At 47.8% G+C, this 13894-nt stretch carries 8 protein-coding genes; 4 read left to right on the forward strand and 4 right to left on the reverse strand.

All coding sequences use genetic code 11. The features are described from left to right. Window positions 1-156: 156 nt before the first annotated feature. The 3 genes from G8764_RS03455 to G8764_RS03465 form a co-directional block, all read right to left on the reverse strand. A complete protein-coding gene (locus G8764_RS03455) occupies window positions 157-1893 on the reverse strand; it encodes a RagB/SusD family nutrient uptake outer membrane protein (RefSeq protein WP_166161861.1) in 1737 nt (578 codons plus the stop codon). Window positions 1894-1943: 50 nt separating this feature from the next. Then, complete coding sequence (locus G8764_RS03460; protein ID WP_166161863.1) at window positions 1944-4973, reverse strand: SusC/RagA family TonB-linked outer membrane protein; 3030 nt, start codon at window positions 4971-4973, stop codon at window positions 1944-1946. A gap of 189 nt (window positions 4974-5162) precedes the next feature. Further along, a complete protein-coding gene (locus G8764_RS03465) occupies window positions 5163-6743 on the reverse strand; it encodes a glycoside hydrolase family 32 protein (protein WP_166161865.1) in 1581 nt (526 codons plus the stop codon). Between the two features lie 132 nt (window positions 6744-6875). Between G8764_RS03465 and G8764_RS03470 the strand changes: the two genes are divergently transcribed. The 4 genes from G8764_RS03470 (at window position 6876) to G8764_RS03485 (ending at window position 12783) form a co-directional block, all read left to right on the forward strand. Further along, window positions 6876-7889, forward strand: coding sequence for a LacI family DNA-binding transcriptional regulator (locus G8764_RS03470; protein ID WP_166161867.1), 1014 nt, complete (start codon window positions 6876-6878; stop codon window positions 7887-7889). Window positions 7890-7891: 2 nt separating this feature from the next. Continuing rightward, window positions 7892-10039 (forward strand): glycoside hydrolase family 32 protein, encoded by a 2148-nt coding sequence (locus G8764_RS03475; RefSeq protein ID WP_166161869.1) that lies wholly within the window; start codon window positions 7892-7894, stop codon window positions 10037-10039. A gap of 235 nt (window positions 10040-10274) precedes the next feature. Then, entirely contained in the window at window positions 10275-11567 is a 1293-nt protein-coding gene (locus tag G8764_RS03480) for an MFS transporter (RefSeq protein ID WP_166161871.1), read from the forward strand. Between the two features lie 610 nt (window positions 11568-12177). Beyond that, window positions 12178-12783: a hypothetical protein gene (locus G8764_RS03485; protein WP_166161873.1), complete on the forward strand. Its 606-nt coding sequence runs from the start codon at window positions 12178-12180 to the stop codon at window positions 12781-12783. On the opposite strand, the gene G8764_RS03490 is transcribed toward G8764_RS03485, so the two are convergent. Then, window positions 12762-13850 (reverse strand): hypothetical protein, encoded by a 1089-nt coding sequence (locus G8764_RS03490; protein WP_166161875.1) that lies wholly within the window; start codon window positions 13848-13850, stop codon window positions 12762-12764. The genes G8764_RS03485 and G8764_RS03490 overlap by 22 nt on opposite strands. Window positions 13851-13894 lie beyond the last annotated feature (44 nt).

Here is a 13894-nt window from a genome sequence, read left to right on the forward strand (position 1 = left end):
TCCACCCCGTATTAACTACGATTATCGGAAATTTCGGTCATAGCGAGGCTCTACTTGAGATGGCAAGCAGAAGTAAAGCCCGCTGTTCAATATTTATAATGGTTAGTTAGTGTCAGCCAGAATCGATGACATGGGTCATATTATTTTGAGAACCAGTTAATAACCCGGGTTCTGTACATACAGGCCGCCACTCAAATTTAATTGAGTAAGGGGAATTGGCAAATACTCGTGTTTTCCTGCGATGAATTCGGCATCTGATAGCCACGTCTTTCTGGTCTTTGCAACAGCTAGATACGCATCAATTGTTTCTTTCGCAACACCCCAGCGAACCAGGTCAAAGAATCTCCACCCCTCCAGACCAAGCTCTAATCGACGCTCCCAACGCAATGCTCTCCGAGCCTCATCCTGATCGGCAAAAGAATCATCATAATTACCCACATTGTAGATACTGGTGCCGGCCACTTTACTTATGCTAAAAGCCGCGCGGTCCCGAATCCTGTTAATAATGGCTCTTGCTTCTTCCAATCCCTGTGAAGTACCTAGCTCTATGAGGGCTTCTGCTTTCCACAACAGTACATCGGCATAACGAATAATCTTTGTATTCATAGAAGAAATCGTGAAAGGTCCATTTAACATCAAGCTACCAGAACCTGGATGCTCCAACTCTTTCATGGATGTGTAATTTCCGTACAATGCAGGGTTACGTGCCCAGGCGTTTCCACCATGAATATCTGCACTGTACTTGAATGGTTTCCCCTGCATTCCAACAGTATGGTCCAATCTGGGATCTACAACGTCGGCGGACTGAATCAAAGCGTTATTGTATGTATCAAATAACGGTAGCCCATCAGCATCTGTTTTAAACGCATTGACAAAATTATCAGTAGGAACATGGAAACCACAGCATCCATAAAACCCAGCCAGGTTAGCTTGCGGGCCGTTGAGGGCAGTTGGATAAGAACCTTTTCCATCAGGCGAACCATCATCTCTGGAACGCTGAATCTCAAAGACTGATTCAACGCTATTATCGCCAGCGGCCAAAAAATTATCGCCGTAGTCTGAGCTAAGATCATAAACACCCGACGATTCAATCTCGTCAACTAAATCTACCACTTCCTGAAGATGCAAAGGGTTAACTGCCACAACTTCATGCATATCATTTTGTTCATACGCTTTGTAAAGTAGCACTTTGGCCAAAAACGCCTTGGCAGCGTACTTATTTACACGTCCTACTTGAGGCTGTGTCGCAGGCAAATTTTCAGCGGAAAACCGAAGATCATCTACAATTTTCTGCCACAATTCCTGGTCCGTCAGGTCAACGTTCGAAGCGGCCAGTATGTCTTCGTCTGTCATTGACTCATCAATCCAGGGCACTCTTTTATGATGAATCTTAAGATCGAAATACCAAAATGCTCGTAAAAATCGTGTTTCCGCAATGCGCGTAGTTCTCAGATCAAATTCATTGGCATTGCCAAGATTTTTCAGTGCAAGATTGGCGCGAGATATTCCCGTATAATTTCGAGACCACTTTTTATTCTGAAAGTCAACAAAATCTGGTGAATTGATACTTGCCATATCTGCCGTAATCGGCGCGTACAATGACATTGCCTCATAGCCAAAGATATCCGCAGGCCCATTTCCTCCCTTTAATGCATCACCCGCCCTAAGGTTGCCACTCGGCCAGAGCAGGTTGGGTGCCGTATAGTGATCATTGCCTAACCACGCATAGGTAGCGGTTACCAGGCCTTCTACATTCTCACCAGATGTAATAACCTGCTCATCAATAAATCCCAAAGTGTCAACTTCCAGCCTGTCACTTCCGCTATCCCCCCCGCAGCCAGACAACACCGCGATAGAGGCAACTGAGAACGCCAATATTTTCAATGCTTTCATTTTTTTCACCCTATTATTTTGTACCGTAATAATCGCTATATCTTTTTAACCTAGAAGAAGGAGGCGTTAAACCCAACAGTGATTCGCTTTGGAATCGGAAATACCGAACTCGGAGTTTCAGGGTCCTGCAGTCGACCACCGCTTGGGGTGATGGTGATCAGGTTCTCCCCGCGTATATAAACTCGTGCTCCAACAATATTAAGGTTTGATAACACAGAGTCCTTGAAGTTGTAACTCAGTGAGAGATTTCTTAACTTCAGGTATGATTTATCCTCCCAGAAAAAACTGGACTCTCGCGCTTCCGCATTGTTGTCGGACAGCGAAAGAGCTGGAATATCAGATCCGCTATTATCGGGCGACCAAGCATTTAATGTATCATTCCCGTAATTTGATCCGGCATTCAATGAAGTGAAGTGAGTAAATCTCAACCAATCATTTTTTACTTCACCACCTTCAACGCCCTGCCAGAACATATTGAAATCCCACTGGCGCCACCGAACATCCACATTGAATCCGTAGATATAATCGGGGTCTGTGCTGGTAAAGAATTTTTGGTCCTGCTCATTGATTACGCCGTTGCCATCTAGGTCAACGTACCTGATTCTACCAGGAGCTGCTCCGGCTTGTGTTGCATGAGCATCGACCTCCTCCTGGCTTTGAAACAAACCATCAGCAACATACCCAAAAATGGAGTTAATTGAACGTCCGAGGATAGTATTACTCTGCCCATCACCGCCAAAGGAATTCAATACTTCACTGGGAAGGTCAACCACCTCATTTTTCGAAGTTGATATATTGAAATTAGCCTCGACATTAAACACACCCCAATCAGCTATTTCAAAATCGTCGGTGTAGTTCAACACCATCTCGAAACCGGAGTTATCGATCGACCCGCCATTAACGACCCGCTGTGCACCTTCGCCGAGGGTAGCCAGCGGATTAGTGACTGTAAGAATGTCTTCAGTGCGCTTTTCATACCAATCCAGGCTAGCTGAGAAACGGTCATCCAATAGGAATATGTCAAAGCCAATATTGGTCATTGTCGACGTTTCCCACCTGAGATCCGGGTTAGCTGCCTGCACTCGGGCAAACCCCGAAGGCAAATTACCGGCATTCGCCCCCGCCAAATCGTAGGCCGTACCTTCATCTTGCTGTGAGGTAAAAAGCGATTGTGTAAACGGACGAGGTACAAACAGACCTTTCGACGCAATAGTACTGATTTCCTGATTACCGGTTTCACCCCAACTGACCCTGAACTTCAGCTCTTCGATAAAATCGACATTGAAGAAAGGCTCACTACTGATTCTCCATCCCAGGGATGCTGCTGGAAAGTCTCCCCATTTATTGTTTTCGCCAAATCGGGATGACCCATCACGCCGAATGGTCGCGGAAGCCAGGTACTTGTCACTATAGTTGTAATCGACCTTTCCAAAATAGGAAACCAGTGACCATTGATCACCACTGCCAGAAACCAGGGCGCTACTGGTAATATTATTCAAAAACGCAAAATTTCGATCTTGCACTGCAAGATCTTCACCAGAAGCCTGGACAGCTTCCGTTGTAAAATCTACGTTTTCAGTACCCACCAATAAGTTTATGTGATGGGAGTCATTAATTGTAAAGTCGTATTGAGCCGTGTTAGTCCAAACGAGGCTTTTGTTCCAGTTGTAGTTATTGATAACCCTGTCTTCTATATTGATGCTACCGGCTTGAGAAGATCGTATGAAATTTCTGAGATCAAATTGACCATAATTGATCCCGTAAACTGATTTCAAGGTTAAACCATCAAGAACCCCTGCAGGAGACCACTCGATAAAAGCATTAGCCATAATTCTATTAAATCGATATTCGTTGTTTTTATTTTCAAATATCAACCGAACCGGATTGTCTCGATCAGTCACGCCAGCGGTCGGGCCACCCCAACCACCGTCCTCGGTGTAAATGGGAATAATTGACTGCTGCTCGAGCGACAGAAACAAGATCTCCTCAGCTCTCGCATTTACTACATTGGCCACCTGATTCGTGACCATGGCGTTCTCGCCGAATTTCAGTTCGCCGTCCATAAGCGTATAATCAGAATTAACCCTGAAAGACATGCGTTCAAACTGGGATGCATCAACCAGTCCGTCCTGCTTGTAGTAACCAAACGAGGCATAAGCATTGCTATTCTCTGTGCCATTAGATACGGCAAGATTAAAATCCGTTGCTTCACCATCACGAACTACCGCATCAAACCAGTTGGTATTTGCCACTCGCATGGCCGGATCGGTACTTATGAACCCGTTATCATCTCCGATCTGAATGTCGTATAATATGGGGTTATTAAAATCTCCGTTCCAGTTATACGAATACAAAGGGCTAACGGAATTCGGATTCACACGGTCGTTTATAGCTGCCTGGTACAAGGCCTGTGGTCGCTGTGTCGTAGATAGCGGCCGGATATCATATTTGAAAGTATCCAGGGACTGATTTAGCCTGAAGTCAAATTTCAGTCCATCAGCCTGAGACCCTTTTTTGGTTGTCACAACAATGACGCCATTCCCTGATCTGGCTCCAAAAATGCTAGCCGTTGAAGCATCTTTTAAAACCTGTATAGATTCGATATCGTTGCTATTAATTTCATGCATGCCTGAAGTAGTGGGCACGCCGTCAATAACGTAGAGTGGGTCATTGTTACCCAAGGGCCCCAGGCCCTGACCTCGGATTCTGACGGTTGCTTGCGACTCAGGGTTCCCAGAGGTTGTAATAAATACACCCGGCACCTTACCCTGAAGACTTTTCATGGGGTTTGCTGCTGGCGCATCTGCGATTGATGCCATATCCACAGATGTAACGGCGCCGCTAATGTCCTGGACGTTTGAGGTGCTATAGCCCATCACTACCACCTCCTCCAGCGATCCTGCTGCACTCGCCGCCTTGGACGTGGCTCCCATATGCGGAGCGCAACCCTGGCTACCTGGATTTAACGCACAATCAACTTCGGAAGCCATCTCCTCCCCCCGGCTAGCAGTGCCAACCTGAGCAATAGCCGGAGACATCGAAGTTGCCACGATACTGACGAAAGCTATAGTTTTTCTCATTTCTATTACCTTTATCTATTGTTATCTGCTCAGTGATACTGGCTTTCGATAGCCAGTAAATACTAAAAAGATCAGTCAATTCAATTAATTAAGCGACAAGTACTACAGAAATCGTGAACTTTAGCAGTATTTAACACTTAAATGAGCGTCATATCAAGAAATAATTGGCTATCGTTAGCCTATTATAGTCTAACGATAGCCAGCCCATATACTTGCAAGGTTTCGTACAGCAACACTACGTACAGTCAGCCCCCTTGCGGACTCGCCCGGCTTAAGGGAAAAATGCGTTAGCTCACGAGAAGTGAAATAGCACATCGTACAGACTGTCTCGCCCTCGCCGGCAAACACCTCGACGGAAGACCTGTCCTTTAGTATTAATATTCTTATCGAATTGTCATCAGCGACCGCAACTGGCATAGCAACTATGTCGCACAGCAGCACAGCATGGCTATCACCTACATCCTTGACAGCACTATTCCGGTTCAGGAGCAATTGTTGAGCGCGCGCGTCATATTGCATGCCGAGGGTTTCCCCAGACTCGTTGCAAAACTCGAGATAAAAATCAGTAACACCCTGCTCGAAACCTATTTTAATTTCTATTTCCAGCAACTCCCCCAAACCATCTTCAGGGCCAACCATCAAACGTTCACCGATGGGGACATCTTTCAGCTCCACAACCTGCCCCAACTGCAAAGAGCGTATTTCCTCCGCAGGCCGCGAAAGCAATCGATACCCTGCCGCTCCCATAGACAAATTCAGTACTCGAGGAAACGTCATGGCCCCACGCCAAGGCAGCGTCGGCGTATGCGCCGCATACTTCCAATTACTCATCCACGCAGTCAGGATACGTCGGCCATCCGCTACAGGAATGTCGCTCCAGGTTACCCCTGCATAGCAATCCGGGCCATAATCCAGCCACAGAATATCGTTATGCACAGGAAAAAAGCCCTTCTCGGAAAATTCACCGACAAAATACTGGGTTCCAGAACCACCAGCCGGGCCGCCAGGGTTGAGACTTACCAAAAGCACCCACTTGACTTCATCGGTATCACCAACCTGCATAGGAAAGAGATCAGGACACTCCCAAACGCCACCATGCGCCCCAATAGCCTCACCAAAATCAAAAAGATACTCCCAATCAACCATGTTGCCCGAGCGATGAAATTTAATGACAGTGCCAGAGGCCAAAACCATGACCCACTGTTGCCACTCATCAATCCAGATCACCTTGGGGTCGCGAAAGTCTTTTATACCATTGTTGGCTATCACCGGATTGTGTTTGTACATAGCCCAGCTATCACCACCATCAGTGCTATACGCCAGGCTCTGGACCTCGACATTATACAAAGAGTGATGGGTAAACATCGCGACCAAAGGGGGAATACTTGAGCCCTTTTCCTTAAAGCCGGATCTGTTACTCCAATCTACAACAACGCTACCTGAATAGATAAAACCAAGACCGTCAGGTTCTGACGCCAGCGCAACCGGCTTTTGCTCCCAATGCACCAGGTCATCACTTACCGCATGCCCCCAACTCATATTTGACCAGACCTTGTCGTGTGGGTTTAGCTGGTAAAATAGATGGTACTTACCGGAAAAATACACCAGCCCATTCGGGTCATTTATCCAGTTACGCGATGCGCTATAGTGAAGCTGCGGGCGGTGTGGCTCTTGATACAATTTGCACAACGGCACTAAAGCACTGGAAAACTCCGGGCAAGTCTTGTCAACTGACGGAACTTGAGCCGCCAAATTCGGATCACTAGCCATTATTATTCCTCCGAAAACCAGTAAATATTATTTGGCCAAGTCAATTTCAGCACAAACTGTCTTTCGTTAGCCAGTATGGTATGCTACCATCTCCATCAAGGCTTGCAAGCATTTATAATCAAGGAGTCGTAATTGGCCACCATTGAAGATGTCGCCAAACTGGCAGAAGTATCCACCAGGTCTGTCTCACGTTACATTTCCGGGGTTAGCGTTCGTGCTGAAACGGCACGTCGTATAGATGAAGCGGCAAAGCAATTGGAGTTTTACCCCTCCGCCGCAGCCAGGACATTGAAAGGCCAAAGTCCGGGCATCATCAGCCTGATTACTGACAATCTGACGACCACCCCATGGTCATTCGATATTATTAAAGGCGTACAGGAAGCTTGTGATCAACATGGAAAGCTGTTGCTGATTGGCGAAACAAGAAACAACCCACACATGTTTGACAAGCTAGTCACCCAGTTTCGGCAGTACAAGACAGAGGCGATTATCAAAGCAGCCTATTTTCATCGCCCTGTTCAAGTCACACAGCAATTTGAATTCTGCCCACTTGTACTTGTTAATTGCTTTGATACTAACTCGAAATACCCTTGCATTCTTCCAGATGATGAACAAGGGGCCTATGACCTAACCAATAGGCTAGTGTCACTGGGCCATGAAAAAATTGCCTTCATTACACTTCCCGAAGATCTGATTGCAACCAAATTGCGCCTGAAGGGCTATAAAAGGGCACTACAGAGTAACAACCTGAAGCTTGACCAAAGTTTAATTTTCACTCCGGAATCGCTTGGCAGGCGCGAGCTTTCCGAATGGCACCTGAGCATTCTGAAAACGCTGGTTTCGCTAAACGAACCACCAACCGCAATCATGTGCGGCAAGGATACCTCCGCTAGCAACATTATTATGCATCTTAAGGAGTTGGGAATTAGAGTACCCCAGGATATTTCCGTAGTTGGTTTTGACAACTACAAGGTTATAGCTGAAAACTGCGTACCACCCATTACGACTGTAAGCCTTCCTTATTATGAAATGGGTCAGCGGGCAGCCAAAATGGCGATTGGGCTAGCGGATAAAAGCATCAAGGACCCAAAATCCGAGCGCTGTAGGTGCGAGATAATTCCCAGGGAATCTGATAAAGAGCGGTAGTGATGAATTTTCCAACAATGACTAAAAATATTCGGCTTTTGTTGGCTACCCTGATATTTGTTGCCAGTTGCTCAGCTTGCAGCCCTATTACTACAAACACAACCAATCTCGAGCGTAGCGGCCAACCTTTGTTTCCCAGCGCCGACTTCGAGTTTAACCCCCGGATCTTCAATGCCTATGAAAAATATGGTTTCTCCAAGGCGAGCGGTGACTTCATTCGCATGGGGGGTGGCGCATTACTGACTGACGCAGTGAACCCCGATCAAACTGCCAACAGAGTTTTTGCCAGCTATGGTCCAGGCCCGATAGAGGAAGGCGCTTCTGTTTTCGAACAAATTGGTTATCGTGCCACGGGGCGGATTTTAAGCCCAATGTTCACTATTGACAGCGATTACATAAACTTTCAGATTGGAGGTGGTTATCACGGTTCTCAAGAGCCAAAGACCACAGCAATTCGCTTGCTAGTAGAGGGCGAAGCTGTAGCCGAAGCCACCGGTCGCAACAAACATTTTAAATTGGATTGGGAGACGTGGGATGTCAAGCTGTATAAAGGTAAACAGGCAGTCATTGAGTTTATTGACGAGCATGACGAGCGAGATGCTATTCACTCTCTAGCATATATTGCCGCGGACAATTTCCTCGCCTCTAACACCCCGGCAACCTTCCCTATCGACTCTCCGAACAGGATTAAGCCTGTAATTCAAAAAATCTATAGCGAGCCGTTCAGGCCCCAGTTTCACTATTCGGCACCTGCAGAGTGGGTTGGCGATCCGGATGGACCTCTCTATCACGACGGTAAATACCATATCTTTTATTGGGGGCACGCCCAATCAGACGACCTTATACACTGGGAACAGCTTCCCCGTGCGCTGTACGATGACAGTGAGAACCGTACATATACCGGGTCAGTTATTATTGACCACGACAACACCAGCGGCTTTTCAAAGAACGGCGAATCGCCCTGGATAGCGATATATACCGGGCATGGAGACAAGCAAACCCAGCTGCTCGCATACAGTAATGACAATGGCGTAAGTTGGAACAAATACAAAAATAATCCCGTTTTGGACATTAACTCGACCGATTTTCGAGACCCCCAAATTTTCTGGCATCATGAGAGCCAACAGTGGATTATGAGTATTGCCCTGCCGCTGGAGAGAAAAATACAATTTTATCAATCAGACAACCTCATTAATTGGACACTGGCCAGCACCTTTGGACCAGCCGGATCAACCACTCAAGTCTGGGAGGTCTCGGATCTCTTTCCTATGCGTGTCAACGGCGAAGCCAACAACACTAAATGGGTTTTGGTAGTTTCGGTTGGCGAAGCCAGCGGACAATATTTTGTTGGCCATTTTGATGGCAACGAATACACACTGGATCCAACTTTCGAGGCCCAACTCAATAGCATCCGGAATGTCACGTCAGAACGAGGAAATGCACTTTGGGTTGATTACGGCGATGATTACTACGCTTTCAATTCCTTTATGAATGATCCTGTCGCCGACAAGGGTAAACGCCTGGCCACAGCCTGGATTGGAAACTGGAAATATGCCAACGATGTCCCCACCTTTCCATGGAAGGGGTTCCATGGAATACCGAGGGAACTCAGTCTTGAGACAGACCAAATCGGCAACTTCTTCTTGCGTCAACACCCGGTCAGCTCAATTACCAAACTTCGAAATAATCATTGGAGCCTCCCCGCCAATACGTCGGTTAACAATACTGAGTTAGAAATCGATGAATCCGAAATATATGGGGACACTTTGGAAATTCATGCCATTCTTGAACCTGTGAGCGCGAGGAAATTTGGCATAAAGGTTCGAATAGGAGAGAGTGAAGAAACACTAATAGGGTACGACCTAGAGAAAGAAAGCCTCTATTTTGATCGTTCACGATCTGGCCTGAAAATATCCGAGCGTTTCGATGGTTATCAGAGCACATTGCTAAAACTTGAAGATGGAAAACTGAAGTTGAGAATATTTGTCGACAGGACATCTGTTGAAGTATTTGCCAACGATGGAATTAAAACCATGACAAATCTAATATTTCCCTCGTTGCAGAGCGACAAGGTTTCGGTATACGCGGAGGGGGGAGCCGTTGATATTGTGTCACTTGATATATGGCAACTCAACAGCATATGGCACTGATACAAAAAGATTGAGGTAGTTTATTCTTTGGTAGTGACAAAGACAAAAAGTAACTGTCTTCCCGACGACTTTTACCCTCTGTCTATGCAAGCGACTCTTTCAATGCGTCAATTGGCATGAGCAGTAATGTGCTTCTTAGAGAAATTTCAGGTGCGCACTGGCTAAGCATAGCCTAACTTGTAACCCCGTTAACTATTTAAAACTAAAGCCAGACAATAATTAACAGGAGCCTCATATGGGCACCCAAACTCAAAGGGACTACTGGCTACTCAGCGGTGCTCTCTTTACCTTTTTTCTCACCTGGTCATTTGCATTTTCATTGTTTCCCATATGGCTAAATCAAGCCATCGGACTCACGGGAGAATCCACAGGTATCGTTTTCAGCATCAATGCGTTAGCTGCCTTGCTTATCCAACCCTCCTATGGGTTTATTCAGGATAAACTTGGACTAAAAAAGCACCTTCTCTACATTACCGCAGCATTTTTGATCCTGAGCGGCCCATTTTTTGTTTTTATATACGGCCCCTTGCTAGCATTTAACCTAACTCTGGGGGCAGCGGTAGGCGGGGTCTATTTTGGCCTGGCGTTCTCTGCTGGTGTTGGCACTTTAGAAAGCTACACTGAGCGAGTGAGCCGCGTGGTTGGTTTCGAGTTTGGAAAAGCTCGGCTCTGGGGATCGCTTGGTTGGGCCGCGGCCACATTTTGTGCTGGCTATTTATTCAATAAAAACCCGAACATCAACTTTTGGATGGCATCACTCAGCGCAATGGCCTTCCTGATCTTACTTCTTTTGGTGCACCCGGCAAACACGCCGGAACAGGAGCAACAGATTGATCAAAAAGCCAGCACACTCAACATCAGTGATGCCCTGAGCCTCTTTACCAATAGGCAATTTTGGGCGTTCGCCATTTTTGTGATGGGCGTATCTTCTATTTATACAACGTACGACCAGCAATTCCCCGTGTACTTTTCATCGTTGTTTCCCAGCAAAGCCGAAGGCAACGCCATGTATGGCTACCTAAATTCATTCCAGGTATTTTTGGAAGCCGGTGGAATGTTTTTGGCACCTTTTATTGTCAATCGAATTGGCGCCAAGAATGGCCTGGTACTTGCCGGCGTAATAATGGCAACACGAATGATTGGCTCCGGGTTTGCGGAAGGCCCTATCGGCATATCTTGCGTGAAACTATTACACGCAGCGGAACTACCCATCATGCTGGTATCTGTGTTCAAGTACATTTCCGTCACTTTTGACGCAAGGCTTTCTGCCACTTTGTATCTCATAGGCTTTCAATTTGTCACCCAGATCAGTGCCAGCGTGTTTTCAATCATTGCAGGGGGGATGTACGACCGCTTGGGATTTGCAGACTCCTACATAATACTGGGCACAATCGTCGCCAGCTTCGTTATTGTTTGCCACTTCATATTAACCTGTGATCGACAGACTGTCGCGTCAAAGGGTATGGGTGAGACAGACTCGGATTATCAGGATGCATTCCATACTCCCGCGGCCAAAGAGCTTACCTAAACGCTGGAAAATCATATTTTGCCGCGAGGTCACCACTTTTTCGCTCTCTTGACGATGAGGATCGAATTCATGCGCTGGAACATAACAGGTCAAATCGGCCTGTCCTGTTCCAGCGGATATTCGACGACGCTGTCACTATCCCCATTTTAACACTCCAAAAATTCAGTAACGACCGCGGTAATCCTGACAGTGCAATCATTATCGCTGATCACTGCTACGTCACCGTGGCGATTCTCCACCACCTGCTCTTGTTAGTCTCATCCTACGTATCCTGCAGTCAGCCGGGAAGTCGATCAGGCTAGCAGAGTTTCTTGCCCCTTCCTCCGAATTAACTTCACGCTCTCCCGCTATTTAGTGGCGCGCTGCGGCAACAGTCAGACAATATTTTACTAAATCGACATGTACCCGGATCGATACTTGAGCTAGATATCACGTCTAGCCACGGCATAGAAGCAGCGGGCAACGCAAGCGCAAACATTCCTTTGGCGTCATACCCCAGCACCACGAGAATCACATCAACCGGTAAAGACACAAGCACACCTTATAAAATGCCAACAAACTTTTTGCAGCCCCGCCAATGGACCCAACAAACGACAAAGGAAAAGCCACCATGACCAACACGACCGCAAATACACCACAGCCAGCAGCGCGCAGGAATTCTGCACACCAGCACGTCCGCAACGACAGTGACCCGCAACGAATTCGGAGCATTTACAACAGACTCTGGAAGGAATACTACTACCGAAGCGCGCGCCCCATTCGCTCGCGAATCGATAGTGCTTGCGACCTTGCAGAAGTCAAGCAACTGCATGTCACTGACGAGTGCCTGTTGCAACTATGCGAAGAGTTAAAGGCAAGCAATCCCGTGACTAATTTAACCATCCAGAACTACGTTGCCGGCCAATTATTCGAGCGCTCCTGTCTCGATGTACTCGAAAAATTCCCGCAACAAGATGACGGCTCCGACGAGTGCAAACGCTGTCGGGTGGACATTGAACTGGCCTCCGCCTGCCTCGCGGCCTGGCATCAGCATCAATTAAAATGCTCGACCTGGGCTTGCGACACAACTCGCGGGAAAGACTCTGGCGCGGTGCCGATGTCATCATTGAAGCTGGCGACTGGAGCTTCGATGACAGCCGTTCCAAAGTGCGCCTGGCGCTGCCTGAAGCTCAGGGGGCCGGCCAATGAGGTCAATCAGCCATCCCGGCCAAGCTGATCTAATATGACCTGTGCCGCAATTTCCGCCCCTCCCCGCGGCATCTCTGCAGGCGGAACGGCGACGACTGCAGCATGCTGCAAAGCGCGTTTCAATCTGCCGGCATAAAGGTCGGCACTGGCAATAAACGCATTGCGACAATAGCGCTCGATGTTCTCCACCAAAACCGGATACTCGCGAAAATTCTCACGGTCGGCGTAGATGATCGGCTTGTTGTTGGCTATGCACTCGGAAACAATACCGAAACCCGGCTTGGTTACCACCAAATCCATGCTGGCCAGCGTGTCGGAAAAGCTGACGTGGGCGCGGGTGATGGTGTGAACACTGGAACCCGGCCACTGCAGGGGTTCAACCGCAAAAAATTCATAGTCCGCAAGCTGCGCCAGGTTTTCCAGCGCCTGGCCATTCAGGTTGAGGGTGGTAAAGGACAGTAACACCCACTGCTTGCTCACATCGGCACCGGTCAACCGCGCCAACTCAGCGCGACGGTTGCTGCCGGGCCGGGCCAATAATGGCAGATCGATCCGGCGTGGAAACGCCTGCATGGGTTCGGCGAAGGGCATGCGCAGCAACAGGTTGGTGCGTTCATACACGCGGCGAAGCTTGTCCGCATGGATTTGCCAGCGCGGGTCATGATCGCTGAATTCAGCGTAGATCCAGTCCCAGCCAAAGTTACCCGTGGCAATATTCGCAATACCCACCTGTTGCGCGGCTTGCAAGGGAATCGCCGGTATATCGGCCACCACCACCCCCACATTCTCCTGTTTGATGAACGCCACTTCCTGGGCAACGAGTTCGCTTTCACGCCTGGCGAGAGAGTGTATCGACTCAATTGAAGCGTCGAGGTCGACCTGGATGGAATCTTTTTGCACAAGGCCAACGTCGTATGCGCCGCTGCGAAGGTCAATGCTGTCATCAATGCGGCCACTAAAAAATGCCCGTGGCAGGTCGGTTTTAACAATGATGGGCAGGTAGGGCGCGAGGTCGCGCAGCGCATTAAGAATATCGCACGAGCGGGTGCCGTGACCGTAGCCGTGGGCGGTAATGTAGTAGGCTATTTTCTTCATCTCAGGGCGACTCTCACGATCAATACAGGAAGCATTGGCGAGTA

The sequence above is a fragment of the Pseudomaricurvus alcaniphilus genome, assembly GCF_011440395.1.
Classification (GTDB): domain Bacteria; phylum Pseudomonadota; class Gammaproteobacteria; order Pseudomonadales; family Cellvibrionaceae; genus Pseudomaricurvus; species Pseudomaricurvus alcaniphilus.

Excerpts from the sequence above, each read along its gene's own strand:
- G8764_RS03455 (WP_166161861.1), bottom strand. The coding sequence starts at position 1,893 with ATGAAAGCATTGAAAATATTGGCGTTCTCAGTTGCCTCTATCGCGGTG.
- G8764_RS03460 (WP_166161863.1), bottom strand. The coding sequence starts at position 4,973 with ATGAGAAAAACTATAGCTTTCGTCAGTATCGTGGCAACTTCGATGTCT.
- G8764_RS03465 (WP_166161865.1), bottom strand. The coding sequence starts at position 6,743 with ATGGCTAGTGATCCGAATTTGGCGGCTCAAGTTCCGTCAGTTGACAAG.
- G8764_RS03475 (WP_166161869.1), top strand. The coding sequence starts at position 7,892 with ATGAATTTTCCAACAATGACTAAAAATATTCGGCTTTTGTTGGCTACC.
- G8764_RS03480 (WP_166161871.1), top strand. The coding sequence starts at position 10,275 with ATGGGCACCCAAACTCAAAGGGACTACTGGCTACTCAGCGGTGCTCTC.
- G8764_RS03485 (WP_166161873.1), top strand. The coding sequence starts at position 12,178 with ATGACCAACACGACCGCAAATACACCACAGCCAGCAGCGCGCAGGAAT.
- G8764_RS03490 (WP_166161875.1), bottom strand. The coding sequence starts at position 13,850 with ATGAAGAAAATAGCCTACTACATTACCGCCCACGGCTACGGTCACGGC.